At 70.1% G+C, this 14,716-nt stretch carries 14 protein-coding genes; 8 read left to right on the top strand and 6 right to left on the bottom strand.

All coding sequences use genetic code 11. The annotated features are described in order from the left end of the window. The first annotated feature begins 21 nt into the window (after positions 1-21). The 4 genes from coaE (at position 22) to ABD784_RS02790 (ending at position 4,533) form a co-directional block, all read left to right on the top strand. The gene (coaE, locus tag ABD784_RS02805) at positions 22-687 is read left to right on the top strand and encodes a dephospho-CoA kinase (RefSeq protein ID WP_344879605.1); all 666 of its coding nucleotides are present in this window, start codon (positions 22-24) and stop codon (positions 685-687) included. Next, positions 684-1,058 (top strand): hypothetical protein, encoded by a 375-nt coding sequence (locus ABD784_RS02800; protein WP_344879602.1) that lies wholly within the window; start codon positions 684-686, stop codon positions 1,056-1,058. Before coaE ends, ABD784_RS02800 begins: the two co-directional genes overlap by 4 nt. Before the next feature lie 31 nt (positions 1,059-1,089). Next, positions 1,090-3,186, top strand: coding sequence for an excinuclease ABC subunit UvrB (gene uvrB / locus ABD784_RS02795; protein WP_344879599.1), 2,097 nt, complete (start codon positions 1,090-1,092; stop codon positions 3,184-3,186). A gap of 291 nt (positions 3,187-3,477) precedes the next feature. Further along, on the top strand, positions 3,478-4,533 hold the full coding sequence (locus tag ABD784_RS02790) for a TerC family protein (protein ID WP_344879597.1): 1,056 nt from the start codon (positions 3,478-3,480) through the stop codon (positions 4,531-4,533). A 100-nt stretch (positions 4,534-4,633) separates the two neighbouring features. On the opposite strand, the gene ABD784_RS02785 is transcribed toward ABD784_RS02790, so the two are convergent. From ABD784_RS02785 to ABD784_RS02760, 6 genes are all read right to left on the bottom strand, one after another. After that, on the bottom strand, positions 4,634-5,203 hold the full coding sequence (locus tag ABD784_RS02785) for an HhH-GPD-type base excision DNA repair protein (protein WP_344879595.1): 570 nt from the start codon (positions 5,201-5,203) through the stop codon (positions 4,634-4,636). After that, positions 5,200-6,615 (bottom strand): alpha/beta fold hydrolase, encoded by a 1,416-nt coding sequence (locus ABD784_RS02780; protein WP_344879592.1) that lies wholly within the window; start codon positions 6,613-6,615, stop codon positions 5,200-5,202. The genes ABD784_RS02785 and ABD784_RS02780 overlap by 4 nt, the downstream gene beginning before the upstream one ends. After that, entirely contained in the window at positions 6,612-7,070 is a 459-nt protein-coding gene (locus tag ABD784_RS02775) for a GNAT family N-acetyltransferase (protein WP_344881269.1), read from the bottom strand. Before ABD784_RS02775 ends, ABD784_RS02780 begins: the two co-directional genes overlap by 4 nt. Before the next feature lie 173 nt (positions 7,071-7,243). Then, on the bottom strand, positions 7,244-8,164 hold the full coding sequence (locus ABD784_RS02770) for a COX15/CtaA family protein (RefSeq protein ID WP_344879589.1): 921 nt from the start codon (positions 8,162-8,164) through the stop codon (positions 7,244-7,246). 82 nt (positions 8,165-8,246) lie between these two features. Further along, positions 8,247-9,035, bottom strand: coding sequence for an ABC transporter permease (locus ABD784_RS02765; RefSeq protein ID WP_344879586.1), 789 nt, complete (start codon positions 9,033-9,035; stop codon positions 8,247-8,249). Continuing rightward, positions 9,032-10,072: an ABC transporter ATP-binding protein gene (locus ABD784_RS02760; RefSeq protein WP_344879583.1), complete on the bottom strand. Its 1,041-nt coding sequence runs from the start codon at positions 10,070-10,072 to the stop codon at positions 9,032-9,034. Before ABD784_RS02760 ends, ABD784_RS02765 begins: the two co-directional genes overlap by 4 nt. A gap of 227 nt (positions 10,073-10,299) precedes the next feature. Here ABD784_RS02760 and ABD784_RS02755 point away from each other — a divergent pair, with 227 nt between their 5' ends. The 4 genes from ABD784_RS02755 (at position 10,300) to sufC (ending at position 14,716) form a co-directional block, all read left to right on the top strand. After that, on the top strand, positions 10,300-11,088 hold the full coding sequence (locus ABD784_RS02755) for a helix-turn-helix transcriptional regulator (RefSeq protein ID WP_425582908.1): 789 nt from the start codon (positions 10,300-10,302) through the stop codon (positions 11,086-11,088). Then, a complete protein-coding gene (sufB, locus tag ABD784_RS02750; RefSeq protein WP_344879580.1) occupies positions 11,085-12,545 on the top strand; it encodes a Fe-S cluster assembly protein SufB in 1,461 nt (486 codons plus the stop codon). The genes ABD784_RS02755 and sufB overlap by 4 nt, the downstream gene beginning before the upstream one ends. Positions 12,546-12,547: 2 nt before the next feature. After that, the gene (gene sufD, locus ABD784_RS02745; RefSeq protein ID WP_344879577.1) at positions 12,548-13,825 is read left to right on the top strand and encodes a Fe-S cluster assembly protein SufD; all 1,278 of its coding nucleotides are present in this window, start codon (positions 12,548-12,550) and stop codon (positions 13,823-13,825) included. A 135-nt stretch (positions 13,826-13,960) separates the two neighbouring features. Next, positions 13,961-14,716, top strand: a complete 756-nt coding sequence (gene sufC / locus ABD784_RS02740; protein ID WP_344879574.1) for a Fe-S cluster assembly ATPase SufC — start codon at positions 13,961-13,963, stop codon at positions 14,714-14,716.

Here is a 14,716-nt window from a genome sequence, read left to right as displayed (position 1 = left end):
GCGGCCGACTACGCTGAAGGCATGGAGAGAACGACCGGACTGCAGATCGGGCTCACCGGGGGGATCGCCTCCGGGAAGTCCACCGTGGCCCGCCGGCTGACGGAGCTGGGCGCGGTGCTCATCGACGCCGACGCCCTGGCCCGCGAGGCCGTGGCTCCCGGCAGCGACGGGCTCGCCGCCGTCGTCGAGGCGTTCGGCCCCGGCGTGCTCGGGCCGGACGGAGCGATGGATCGGGCCGCAGTGGGCCGTCTGGTCTTCGCGGACGATGCAGCGCGGGCACGGCTCAACGGGATCGTCCACCCGCGCGTGCGGGCCGCCGCGGGCCGGCTGCAGGAGGCCGCCGTGGAACGGATGGGGGAGCGGGCCGTCGTCGTGCAGGACATCCCCTTGCTCGTCGAGACGGGGCAGGCCGACGCGTTCGACGTCGTCGTGACCGTGCAGGCCCCGCGCGCTGAGCGGGTCCGGCGGATGGTGGAGGACCGCGGGATGCTCGCGACGGACGCCGAGGCCCGGATCGGCGCGCAGGCGACGGATGAGGAACGGGCCGCGGCGGCCGACGTCGTCCTGGAGAACTCCGGGACCCGCGAGGAGCTGCTCGCGCGGGTCGACGACTTCTGGGCCCGGTGGGTGGCTCCGAGGGTGCAGGCGGCGGGCGCCGTCGAGCCCGCCCCGGACGAGGGGGCGTGAGACCGGGGGACCGCAGGCCTCCGGCCTTCGAGTTCGGCCCGGCCTTCCGCTGGGTCGGGATCGCGGTCCGGGCCGCCGGCGCTCTGCTGGCCGCCTGGCTGGTGGTCTGGCTCGGCCTGGGCGGCCGCGCCGACTACGTCGACGGGCCGCCGCACGGGTGGGCCGTCGTCGCGGGTGCCTGGACGGGCTTCGGCGGGCTCGCAGCGGCCGGCGCGGCCGGGATCCTCTTCGTCCAGCAGCTGGTGCTGGCCGTCCTCGAACGGGTGGACCGGGGCCCGCTGTTCCCCGGGCTGCTGCAGGCCCGCGGACAGCGCGGGCGCCAGCGGGAGGTCGGCGTTTCGCCCTCGAAGAAAGATTCGAAGAACGCATGAACTCCGCGGGCCGCGGGAGTAGCCTAGATCCATGAGTCTTGCCCAGGACATCAAACGTGTCGTCGCGCCCTTCGAAGTCGTCAGCGAGTACGAGCCGGCCGGCGATCAGCCGCAGGCGATCGAGGAGCTGGCCGAACGGGTCAACGCCGGCGAGAAGGACGTGGTCCTGCTCGGCGCCACGGGCACGGGCAAGTCGGCGACGACGGCGTGGCTCGTCGAGAAACTCCAGCGCCCCACGCTGGTGCTGGTCCAGAACAAGACCCTGGCCGCGCAGCTCGCCAACGAATTCCGCGAACTGCTGCCCAACAACGCCGTCGAGTACTTCGTCTCCTACTACGACTACTACCAGCCCGAGGCCTACGTCCCCCAGACGGATACCTTCATCGAGAAGGACTCGTCGGTCAACGAGGAGGTCGAGCGCCTCCGGCACTCGGCCACCAACTCGCTGCTGACCCGGCGCGACGTGATCGTGGTGGCGACCGTCTCCTGCATCTACGGCCTGGGCACCCCGGAGGAGTACGTCTCCGGCATGGTGACCCTCAAGCAGGGGATGGAGCTGAACCGCGACGACCTGCTGCGGCGCTTCGTCGGCATGCAGTACTCGCGGAACGACGTCGATTTCCAGCGCGGGACCTTCCGGGTCCGCGGGGACACGGTGGAGATCATTCCCGTCTACGAGGAGCTCGCCCTGCGGATCGAGTTCTTCGGTGACGAGGTCGAGAAGATCTACACGCTCCACCCGCTCACGGGGGAGGTGGTCCGCGAGGAGACGGAGATGTACGTCTTCCCCGCGAGCCACTACGTGGCGGGACCGGAGCGGATGAACCGCGCCATCACCGCCATCGAGGACGAGCTCCGCGAACGCCTGGCCGAGCTCGAGAGCCAGAACAAGCTGGTCGAGGCGCAACGGCTGCGGATGCGCACCACCTACGACCTCGAGATGATGCAGCAGATGGGATTCTGCAACGGCATCGAGAACTACTCGCGCCACATCGACGGGCGCGGGCCGGGCACGGCCCCGCACTGCCTCATCGACTACTTCCCGGACGACTTCCTGCTCGTCGTCGACGAGTCGCACGTGACCATCCCGCAGATCGGGGCGATGTACGAGGGCGACATGTCGCGCAAGCGGACTCTCGTCGAGCACGGGTTCCGCCTGCCGTCCGCCATGGACAACCGGCCGCTGAAGTGGGAGGAGTTCCTGGAGCGGATCGGCCAGACCGTCTACCTCTCGGCCACACCGGGGAAGTACGAGTTGAGCCAGTCCAGCGGAGTCGTCGAGCAGATCATCCGCCCCACCGGCCTGATCGATCCTGAGGTGGTCGTCAAGCCCACCAAGGGGCAGATCGACGACCTGCTCGGCGAGATCCGCGACCGGGTGGACCGGCAGGAGCGGGTGCTCGTGACCACGCTGACCAAGCGGATGGCGGAGGACCTGACCGGATACCTCACCGAGCACGGCGTCAAGGTGGAGTACCTCCACTCGGACGTGGACACACTCCGGCGCGTGGAGCTGCTCCGCGAGCTCCGGCTCGGCGTTTTCGACGTCCTCGTCGGCATCAACCTGCTCCGCGAGGGCCTCGACCTCCCCGAGGTCTCGCTCGTCGCGATCCTCGACGCGGACAAGGAGGGCTTCCTCCGCTCGTCGACGTCGCTCATCCAGACCATCGGGCGCGCCGCCCGTAACGTCTCCGGCCAGGTCCACATGTACGCGGACCGCATCACCGACTCGATGCGGTGGGCGATCGACGAGACGAACCGTCGCCGAGAGATCCAGATCGCCCACAACAAGAAGAGGGGCGTGGACCCGCAGCCGCTGCGGAAGAAGATCGCCGACATCACCGATCAACTGGCCCGCGAGGACGCCGACACCCAGGAACTCCTCAACAACCAGCGGCTCGCGAAGGGCGCCCGGCGCACCGGCGGGTCCAAGAAGGCCGCGACCGTGCGCAGCGACGGGCTCGCCGCCGCGCCGGCCGAGGACCTGGTGGAGCTCATCGGCCAGCTCACCGAGCAGATGCACGCGGCGGCCGGCGACCTCCAGTTCGAGCTCGCGGCACGCCTCCGGGACGAGGTCGGCGACCTCAAGAAGGAGCTGCGGCAGATGCAGGGCGCCGGTCACGCGTAACGGCCCTGTAACGCGCCTGCGTTAGGATGGAGGGCACGTAGGGGAGTATCCCGAACACTGCGGACGTCAACACGCCGAGCTGCCGCCGACCGACCTTCTCGGTCGTAGCAGCCGCGCCGGTACCCCCGTCGAGAGACGGGGAGGCCCGGTCGCGAGCCATCGGCCGGGCGCAGTGGCCGGTCCCGCACCGGGCGGCCGCACTGCGGCACCGGGGCGGGCGGCGGAGAGACTTGCGGCGACTGGACTATCCGAAGCGGCCGCACGTGCCGGCCGCCCTGCGAAAGGTACTGAGTGTCAGACCACTTGTCCCTCGGGTTCGAAATCGTCTCGCTGACGGTCCTCGGCCTGATCCTCCTGTTCGACCTGCTCTACGTGGTCCGGCGGCCCCATGAGCCGTCCATGAAGGAAGCCGGCCTCTGGGTCGGTTTCTACGTCACCCTCGCGCTCGTCTTCGCCGGGCTCCTGTTCTGGCAGGCCGGCCCCCAGTACGGCCAGGAGTTCGTCGCCGGCTGGGTCACCGAGTACAGCCTCAGCGTCGACAACCTGTTCGTCTTCATCATCATCATGGCCCGCTTCTCGGTGCCGCGGAAGTACCAGCAGGAAGTGCTGATGTTCGGCATCATCATCGCGCTCATCCTGCGCGGCATCTTCATCCTGCTCGGCGCCACCCTGATCGAGCACTTCACGTGGGTCTTCTACATCTTCGGCGCGTTCCTGCTCTGGACGGCCTGGCACCAGCTCAAGGACGACGGCGGCGACGAGGAGGATGGCGCCGAGAACGGCCTGGTCGCCCGGCTGACCAAGAAGCTCCCCGTCTCCGAGAAATACGACGGCAACAAGCTCCGCACCACGGTCGACGGCCGGAAGATGTTCACCCCCATGGTCATGGTGTTCATCACGATCGGCATGACGGACCTGATGTTCGCCATCGACTCGATCCCGGCGATCTTCGGACTGACGCAGAGTGCGTTCATCGTCTTCACCGCCAACATCTTCGCCCTGATGGGCCTGCGCCAGCTGTACTTCCTGCTCGGCGGCCTCATGGACCGGCTCATCTACCTCAAGCACGGCCTGTCCTTCATCCTGGCGTTCATCGGCGTGAAGCTCATCCTGCACGCGATCAGCCACAACGAGCTGCCGTTCATCAACGGCGGCCAGCACGTCGAGTGGGTCCCCGACATCTCGACGCCGCTGTCCCTGGCGGTCATCCTGACCACGATCGTGGTCGCCACCGTTGCATCCCTGATGTCCAAGAAGGGCCGCGAGGCCGCGATGGACGCACGGCTCAAGGCGGACGTCGACAAGGTCCGCCACCCGGACGAGGTCGGGGCGGACAAGTCCGAATAGTCCTCACCAGCGCTTTCCGGGGCTCCCCGGGCGCGACAAGCGACGGCCGCGGGCCGCGCCGCCGAGACGACTCGGACGGCGCGGCCCGCGGCCGTTCGTGCTACTTCTTCTTCGCGGCTGCCTTCATCGCCTTCTTGTTCTCCCGCACCTTGGCCAGGGAGACCGGGTCGACGATGTCCGCCACCGACATCAGCGCGTCCTCGGCCCCGTACGGTCCCGCGGCCTCTCGCCAGCCGGGGGCCGCGAGCCCGAACTGCTTGCCGAGCAGGGCCAGGAAGGTCCGCGCCTTCTGCTCGCCGAAGCCCGGCAGAGCCTTCAGCCGTTTGAGGACCTCGGCACCCGTGGGCTCCCCGCGGGTCCAGATGCCCTCGGCCCGCGAGTCCCAGTCGTCCCGGACCGCGGCGCAGACCGCTTGCACGCGCCCGGCCATGGAGCCGGGGAAGCGGTGGACCGCCGGACTGATCCGGAACAGCTCCTCGAAATCGGCCGGCTCGATGGCCGCTAGGGCGGCGGGGTCGAGGGTGCCCGCCCGGTCGGCGATCTTGGCCGGGCCCGCGAACGCCGACTCCATGGTGACCTGCTGGTCCAGCAGCATGCCCAGGAGCAGCGCCAGCGGTTCCTCCTCGAGCAGGCGGTCGGCGCTGGCGTCTCCGGTGATGTACAGGCTCATGCTCGGCCGTCCTCGGTCTCGGTGCCGGCCTCGGTCGGCGGCTGATCGGATCCGGTGCCGGCCGGCGCGGTCATCGCCAGCAGCGTCCGGAGGATGAGGGGCCCGTCGTCGGCGATCCCGTCGTGATGGAAGTCCGCGGACTCCCAGACGCGCAATCCGCGGACCCGTCCGGCCGTCTCCAGGCTCAGGTCGCGGTCGACGTAGACGTCGTCGCTGTAGACCGCTGCGGCGACCGGCACGCGGTTCTCCGCCAGAGCCGCCAGGTCGTAGAGGTCCTCCCAGTCGTCGACGGCGGCGAGCTCCTCGGCCGTCCCGCGCAAGGGCTCCAGAGCCGGATCGTCGGTGAAGTACCACGGGTAGACCATCTCGCCGGTCAGGAGCGGCTGCGGCGCCTCGGGGCGGAAGTCCGGGAAGTCGGCGAGGACCCGGTCGGCCGACCACGCGGTGGCGGTGCCGCCGTCGTCCTCCCGGCCTCCGAGGCCGGCCTGACCGTAGATCGACTCGTGCATCAACGCGTACAGCGGGTTGTCCAGCCGCGAGACGAGCTGCTGCAGCGTCTCGAGGAACGCGTCGGCGAGGCGCCGGCCGTCCGGCGTGTGCACGAAGGGCCGCTCGAGGACGTGGTGCAGCTGGTGCACCCGCGTGTTGCCGCCCAGGTACTGGCCGAGCATCTGCACGAGACCGCGGGTGACCGGGCGACCGTCCGGAAGGGCCTCGGGCACCTGGGCGACGTGCTCGAACACGCCGTCGAGGGTGGCGCGATCCTCGGGGTACCACTCGAAGTACTCGCGGTTCCGGGCCGCCATGCGCGCGTACGTCGCGCGGTAGACGCGGTCGGCGTGGCCGGTGAGCGGGGCGAGGCCCCCCGTGACCAGGGACCGCTCCAGGCCCTCGGGTGCCATGGAGAGATAGGTCAGGGTGATGAACCCGCCGTAGCTCTGACCGAGGGTGGTCCAGCGTTCGACGCCGAGCGCGCGGCGGATCGCCTCGGCGTCGTGCACGATCGAGTCGGCGCGGAAGCGGCGCAGGTGGGCCGCCTGCGCCGCGGCGTCGCCGACGAGGGGGAGCGTCTGCCGGTTCAGGGGCGAGCTGAGGCCCGTGCCGCGCTGGTCCAGCAGGAGGACGCGGAAGTGCTCCGCCGCCTCGCCCAGCCAGCCGGAGAGGCCCGTGACACGCGGGGCCCCGCTCCCGGGACCGCCCTGGAGGTAGAGCAGCCAGGGAAGCTGCTCGGGATCGGCGTGCCGGGCGGAGACCACCTCCCGGGCGAAGACCGCCAGCTGCTCGCCCTCGGGGGAACGGTGGTCCAGCGGCACCTCGAACCAGTGCTCGGCGGTGCGCAGCCCGCGGAAGGATCGACTGCCGCGGACGGTGTGGCCGGCGGTGACGGAGGCCGCCGTCGCGGTGCCGCTCATGCGATCACCGGCGCCTGGGCTGCGACGTCGCGCAACGCGTCGCCGTCCAGCCGCCGGGTGGTCCAGCCGTCCATGGATCCGGCCCCGAGCGCGTCGTAGAACCCGATGGCCGGTGCGTTCCAGTCCAGGACCTGCCACTCCACACGCCGGTAGCCGCGCTCGACGGCGATGGCGGCCAGCGTCGCCAGGAGCGCCCTGCCGCTGCCGGTTCCGCGCGCCTCCGGGCGCACGTAGAGGTCCTCCAGGTGGATGCCGTGCACGCCCTCCCACGTGGAGTAGGTGAGATACCAGAGGGCCATCCCCACCACGGCGCCGTCCTCGCCGTCGTTCCCGGCGGTCTCAGCCACGTGCCCGAAGACTCCCGGCTGCGCGCCGAACAGGTGCTCCCGGAGCATCTCCTCGGAGTTGCGGACGGCCTCGGGCTCGCGCTCGTACTCGGCGAGCTCGTTGATCATGCCCAGCAGGTGCGGCACGTCCCGCGGCTCCGCGGGCCGGATCCGGACGGGAGTGGCGGCCGCGGGCGCGGCTCCTGCTGGTGCGGTCTGGGCCGCGGCGGTGTCGGAAGTCATGAGGACTTCCTATGCCAGCGCGGCCAGCGGGCGCAAGTCGGGCCGCGGCCCGCGTCGCGTCAGAGCGGGAAGCGGCCCGTGGCCCGGTCCCAGACGTTGGTCGCGGCGGCGACCAGCAGCGCCGAGCCCAGCATGTGCGCCATCACCAGGACCACGGGCAGCCCGGTGAAGTGCTGCCAGTAGCCGATGGCCCCCTGCAGCAGGACGACGGCCACGAGCAGGACGACGGCCCGGCGCAGCGCACGCTGCCGCGGGTCCCTGGCGGCGAGCACCAGCAGGAGAAGCGTGGCGGCCACGAGGAGGTACACGGGAGCGGTGTGCAGGCGGGTGACGATCTCGGGATCGAACGGGTGGCGCGGCGCCCCCGCATCGCCGGCATGCGGTCCCGTGCCGGTGACGATCGTGCCCAGGACGACGGCGGCGGCCGCCGTGGCGAGTACCGTCCAGCCGAGCCCGCGGATCGCCTTCGGCAGCGGCCGGATCGCCACGGACTCCTCGCCGCGGAGGATCCGGCCGGTGCGGTTGACCAGCAGCGTGGCGAAGCCGACCACCACGGCCGAGACCAGGAAGTGCAGGCTGACCACCCACGGGTTCAGATCGGTCCAGACGGTGATGCCGCCGATCACCGCTTGGGCGGGGATGATGCCGAGCAGGACCAGGGCGAGCCGGAACAGTACCGGCTCCGTCCTGCGCAGTCGCCAGACCGAGGCGATCATCGCCACGGCGATCGCCGTGAGGACGAAGGTGAGGGTGCGGTTCCCGAACTCGATGAGCCCGTGGATGCCCATCTCCGGCGTCGGCGTCATCGAGCCGGGCACGCAGTGCGGCCACTCCGAGCAGCCCAGGCCGGACTCCGTGAGCCGGACCGCCCCGCCGGTGACGATGATGCCGATCTGCGAGACCAGGGAGGCGATCGCGAGGGCGTGCACGCCCGGGCCCACACGCGTGGGCAGGCGGTCGGTCCAACGGGTGGCGGTCACGGTCACAGCAGGACTCCGATCGGAGGGTGGTACGGGAGGGACAGGCACGGCGGAGCCGGAGGAGTGCGGTTCGGAACGCGGGTCAGGTCCATTTGAACCACCGGGTCGCGGCCGTGCCCGCGGCGACTGCCCACACTAGGAGGACGACGAAGGGTCCGAGCGGGAGCGCCCCGTCGATGAGGGCTGCCCTGAGGCCGTCGCCGAGGGCGGCCGAGGGGAGGAAGCCGACGAGGGCCGAGAGCGCGCCCGGGAGCCGGTCGGCCGGCAGCAGCAGACCACCCGCAGCCGCCAGGAGGACCCACGCCAGGTTGGTGATGGCCAGCGTCGCCTCCGGGCGCACGGTGCCGGCGATCAGCAGACCGAGCGAGGTGAAGGCCGCCGTGCCGAGCAGCAGCAGCGGCACGGCCGCGAGGATCCCGGCCGGGTCCGGCCGCCAGCCGAGGAGCAGTGCGACGACGGCGATGAGCACCACCTGCAGGGCGAGGACGCAGAGGACGGCGACCGCCTTGCCGAAGATCAGGCCCGCCTTGCCGAGCGGGGTGGTGGAGAGGAAGGTCAGGACGCCGTAGCGGCGGTCGAAGCCGGTGGCGATGCCCTGGCCGGTGAACGCGGTGGAGACGACGCAGAGGGCCAGCACGCCGGGCGCGGCCGCGTCGATGCGGGTCGGGCCGACGCCGTCGAGCACGTCCACGAGCGTCAGCCCGACGAGGGCGAGCAGCGGCAGCACCACGGCCAGGACGAGCTGCTCACCGTTGCGCAGCATCAGGGCCGTCTCGTAGCCGCCGTGGCGGAGGATCCGGGACGGCAGGGGGACGGCGTTGCCCCGCGCTGCGGGGTCATCGTGCCGGGAGGGGGCCAGGGGAGTGCTCATTCCGTTCCGTTCGGGCGTTGTACGAGGGGAGTCCGTCGGCCGGCGGGGTCCACGGGAGCGTCCGGCTCGAGCCCAGTGGTTGCTCCCTCGGCCCCCGAGCCGCCCGCCAGATGCAGGAAGACGTCCTCGAGGCTGCGCGGCTGCATGCTCAGCGCCGTCGGCAGGACTCCATGGCGCTCCAGCCACGCCGTGACCGCGGCCAGATGGGCCGGCGTGGAGATGCCGACGATGCGGAACCGGCCGCCGTCGTCGGGGTGGACCGTCAGGCCCGCGGCGCCCAGCTCGGCGTCTGCGGCGAGCGGCGCCTCGGCCACGACCTCCAGCACGCGCGCCTCGGTCGGCTCGTGCGAGGTCAGCTCGGCCACGGTGCCCTCGGCGACGTTGCGGCCGCCGGAGATGATGTACACGTAGTCGGAGAGGCGCTGCGCGTCGTCCATGAGGTGCGTGGTGAGGACGATCGCCAGGCCCGCGTCGCGCAGCTCCCTGATCAGCTCGAAGACCGTCTGCCGGGACTGCGGGTCCAGTCCGGCGCTCGGTTCGTCGAGGAACACGACCTCTGGGCGGCCCACCAGGGCCGCGGCCAGGGCGACGCGCTGCTTCTGGCCGCCGGAGAGCCGGCGGATGGGGGTGTGCGCGAACTCGTCGATGCCGAGCCGCGCCATGAGCGCCGCGGGATCCTCCGGAGCCCGGAACATGCCGGCCACGTGCCGGAGGAGCGCCGCCGGCCGCACCGACGGCGGGAGGCCGCCGTCCTGCAGCATCACGCCGACGCGCGAGCGGATCGCCGAGCCGGCCCGATACGGGTCGTGCCCGAGCAGCGAGACGGTGCCCCCGTCCGGCTTCAGGAGGCCCTGCGCGCAGGCCAGGGTCGTGGACTTGCCGGCGCCGTTCGTCCCCAGAAGGGTGGTGACAGCGCCGAACTCGGCCCGCAGGCCGATGCCGTGGAGGACGCGCACCATCCGGCCGTCGAGCGCGGCGACGGGGCCGAAGTCCTTGCGGAGGCCGTCGACCGTCAGAGCAGGGGTTGACGAAGACACGGGGCCATTCTACGCGACGTAGAGAACGGCGCCCGTCCGTCATAAACCGGCGGGGAGGCGCAGGCCATGGCCCTCGAGGCGCGGCGTCGCTAGTCTGGTCTGCGACGCCACGCGAGACGTGGCGCCCCGGAGTGCCGAAACTCACGCCGCGGGGGCTCCTATTAAGGGTCGCCTTGCTAGCGGATTAGTTTTGAATAGGTCATGATTATGTTGTGTATTCAGCCGATGTGAGCAGACCTGACGTGAACGGGGTGAACGCCCCGGATCGTCCCGTGCCCGAGACCCGCACGCCCGATGCCGAGGAGCGCACTCGTGACCGGGTGCTCCAGGCAGTGCTCGAGGAAGGCCCCGTCAGCGCCGCCGAGCTCGGTGAGTCGCTCGGCTTCACGCCGGCCGCCGTCCGGCGCCACCTGGACGCCCTGAGCAAGCAGGGCCTGGTCGAGGTCAAGCTCATCGCGAGCCAGGGCAGCGGAGCCGGCCGTCCGGCACGGCGGTACGTGCTCAGCCACCGTGGCCAGGCCAAGCTCGGCAACGATTACCTGGACTTGGCCACCGACGCGCTGACGGAGCTGCGCTCCGCAGCCGGGGACGATGCCATCGCGGCCTTCGCCGCCCGACGCTTCCAGGCCATGGAGGAGCGCTACCGCCCCCTGGTCGAGGCAGCAGGGGACGACGTCGCAGCTCGAGCCGACGTGCTCGCCAAGGCTCTCGCGGAGGACGGTTTCGTCGGTTACACGCGCGACGTCGGGGCGAACCTGCCCGAGGCCATGCAGAGCATCCAGCTCTGCCAGGGCCACTGCCCGATCCAGGGCCTCGCGTCGGCCTTCCCCGACTTCTGCGAGGAAGAGACCAAGACTTTCGCCCGGCTGCTGGGCGTCGACGTGCGCAGGCTGTCGACGCTGGCCCGCGGCGGGCACGTGTGCACCACGCACGTCCCGGTCGGGCGACACAAGACTCCTCAGCGTGCTGAGAAGAGAACTCGAATCAAGATCAACAAGCAGGAGAGGCTGCGATGACGGATCAGATTTCACAAGAGGCCGCCGATCCAGGTGTGATCGCCGAGATCCTCGAGAAGAATCCCGAGCTCCACGGCATCGGCAACTACGAATACGGCTGGTCGGACAAGAACGACGCCGGCGCCAATGCGCGCCGCGGCCTGAGCGAGGAAGTCGTCCGCGACATCTCGTCGAAGAAGAGCGAGCCCGAGTGGATGCTCGACCTCCGCCTCAAGGGGCTCAAGTACTTCGATCGCAAGCCGATGCCGACGTGGGGTGCAGACCTCACCGGGATCGACTTCGACAACATCAAGTACTTCGTGCGCTCCACCGAGAAGCAGGCGACCACCTGGGACGAGCTGCCCGAGGACATCAAGAACACGTACGACAAGCTCGGCATCCCCGAGGCCGAGAAGCAGCGCCTCGTCTCCGGCGTCGCCGCGCAGTACGAGTCCGAGGTCGTCTACCACCAGCTCCGCGAGGACCTGGAGCGCCAGGGCGTCATCTTCCTGGACACCGACACGGGCCTGCGCGAGCACCCGGAGATCTTCCAGGAGTACTTCGGCTCGGTCATCCCGGTGGGCGACAACAAGTTCGCCTCGCTGAACACGGCCGTCTGGTCGGGCGGCTCGTTCGTCTACGTCCCCAAGGGCGTGCACGTCGACATCCCGCTGCAGGCCTACTTCCGAATCAACACCGAGAACATGGGCCAGTTCGAGCGCACGCTGATCATCGCGGACGAGGACTCGTACGTGCACTACATCGAGGGCTGCACCGCGCCGATCTACCAGTCGGACTCGCTGCACTCGGCCGTCGTCGAGATCGTTGTGAAGAAGGGCGCCCGCGTCCGCTACACGACCATCCAGAACTGGTCCAACAACGTGTACAACCTGGTCACCAAGCGCGCTGTCTGCGAAGAGGGCGCCACCATGGAGTGGGTCGATGGCAACATCGGCTCCAAGGTCACCATGAAGTACCCGGCTGTCTACCTGGTCGGCGAGCACGCCAAGGGCGAGACGCTCTCCATCGCCTTCGCCGGCGAGGGCCAGCACCAGGACACCGGCTCGAAGATGGTCCACATCGCGCCGAACACCTCTTCGTCGATCGTGGCGAAGTCGGTGGCCCGCAACGGCGGCCGCTCGGCCTACCGCGGTCTGGTCCAGGTCCGCGAGGGCGCCAAGGGCGCGAAGAACTCGGTGGTCTGCGACGCGCTGCTGGTGGACACCATCAGCCGTTCGGACACGTACCCGTACATCGACGTCCGCGAGGACGACGTGACCATGGGCCACGAGGCGACCGTCTCGCGCGTCTCCGAGGAGCAGCTGTTCTACCTCATGTCCCGCGGGCTCGCGGAGGACGAGGCCATGGCGATGATCGTGCGCGGCTTCATCGAGCCGATCGCCCGTGAGTTGCCGATGGAGTACGCGCTCGAGCTGAACCGCCTCATTGAACTGCAGATGGAAGGATCCGTCGGTTAATCATGTCTGAGACCGCAACCGCAATGTCCGGCGAGAAGGCCCGTATCGGCACTCCGTCGATCGCAGGCTTCACCGAGGAGGGCGAGAACCTCTCCCCGGTGAACGAGACCTCCTCGCCGATCGGCGGAGACGCCGCCAAGGCCCACAGCCACGGCCCGGCCGCCTCCGTCCCGCAGGCCTCGCGGGGCGAGCGCCTCACGAGCTACGACGTCGCCGACTTCCCGGCGCTGACGGGTCGGGAGGAGGACTGGCGCTTCACTCCGCTCAAGCGCCTCGGCACCCTGCACAAGCAGGCCCCGAGCGGCCCCGCACCGACCGTCTCCTCCGAGCTCTCGGGCGGCGCGTCCGTCGAGACCGTCGGCATGGATGACGCCCGGGTCCGGTCCGCCGGCGTCCCGGAGGACCGCGTGTCCGCTCTCGCGTGGAACGCGGCCGCCGAGGCGACCGTCGTGACCATCCCGGCCGGGGCCGAGGGAGCCGCCGCCACCCTGACCATCAAGGGCGACTCGGCCGAGGCCGCCGCCCAGCACATCGTGGTGGTCGCGGAACCGAACTCCAGTGCCGTCGTCGTGCTCGACCACGTGGGCTCCGCCGTCCTCTCCCAGAACGTCGAGATCGACGTCAAGGAGGGCGCGAAGCTCAACGTGATCTCGCTGCAGGAGTGGGAGGACACCGCGATCCACGCCTCCAGCCAGCAGGCGCGCATCGGCAAGGACGCCTACTTCCGCCACGTCACCGTCTCCTTCGGCGGCGACCTGGTGCGCCTGACGCCGTCGGCCCGCTTCGCCGGTCCGGGCGCCGAGGCCGAGATGTACGGCCTGTACTTCGCCGACGCCGGCCAGCACCTGGAGCACCGCCTCCTGGTGGACCACGCGCAGCCCAACTGCAAGTCGGACGTCCTCTACAAGGGTGCCCTCCAGGGCGAGAACGCCCACACCGTGTGGGTCGGCGACGTGCTGATCCGCAAGAACGCCGAGGGCACCGACTCCTACGAGGCCAACCGGAACCTGGTCCTCACGGATGGCACCCGCTCCGACTCCGTCCCGAACCTCGAGATCGAGACCGGGCAGATCGAGGGTGCCGGCCACGCCAGCACGACCGGCCGTTTCAACGACGAGCACCTGCTCTACCTGATGGCTCGCGGCATCGACGAGAAGACGGCCCGCCGCCTGGTGGTCCGCGGCTTCCTCAACGAGATCCTGCAGAAGATCGAGGACCCGCAGCTCGAGGAGCGTCTCAACGAGACCGTCGAGTCCGAGCTCGCGGCCACCGAGGTCTAGAGCCCTCCGCCGGCTGCCGCGCGAGCGGCAGCCGGCCTGCCAACTCTCGGCATCGCCGGCGACTGCTCGCCGGAGGACGCCTGACATATCCCACGACGCCGGGTCGACCCGGCCTATCAGGAGAAAACGGACACCATGTCTACTCTGGAAATCAAGGACCTGCACGTCTCGATCGACACCGAGCAGGGCACCAAGGAAATCCTCAAGGGCGTGACCCTGACGATCAAGACCGGCGAGACGCACGCCATCATGGGCCCCAACGGCTCGGGCAAGTCGACGCTGGCCTCGACCATCGCCGGGCATCCGCGCTACAACGTCACCTCGGGCTCGATCCTGCTCGACGGCGAGGACGTGCTGGAGATGGGCGTCGACGAGCGCGCCCGTGCCGGCCTCTTCCTGGCCATGCAGTACCCGGTCGAGGTCCCGGGCGTCACCATGACGAACTTCCTGCGCACCGCCAAGACGGCGATCGACGGCGAGGCCCCGAGCCTGCGCCACTGGACCAAGGACGTCAAGGCGGCCATGGAGAACCTGAAGATCGACGCCGACTTCGCCAACCGCAACGTCAACGAGGGCTTCTCCGGCGGTGAGAAGAAGCGCGTGGAGATCCTCCAGATGGAGCTCTTCAAGCCGAAGTTCGCCGTCCTCGACGAGACCGACTCCGGCCTCGACGTCGACGCCCTCAAGGTGGTCTCCGACGGCGTCAACCGCGCTGCGGAGCAGAACGAGATGGGCACGCTGCTCATCACCCACTACACCCGCATCCTGCGCTACATCAAGCCGGACTTCGTGCACGTGTTCGTCGATGGCCGCATTGCCGAGCAGGGCGGCCCGGAGCTGGCCGACCAGCTCGAGGACGAGGGCTACGACCGCTTCCTGGTGAAGGCCTAG

Origin of the sequence: Zhihengliuella alba, from assembly GCF_039538765.1 — a bacterium.
GTDB classification, from domain to species: domain Bacteria; phylum Actinomycetota; class Actinomycetes; order Actinomycetales; family Micrococcaceae; genus Zhihengliuella; species Zhihengliuella alba.
Note: the sequence above shows the minus strand (reverse complement) of the source record. Positions and strands in the feature narration are given on the sequence as shown.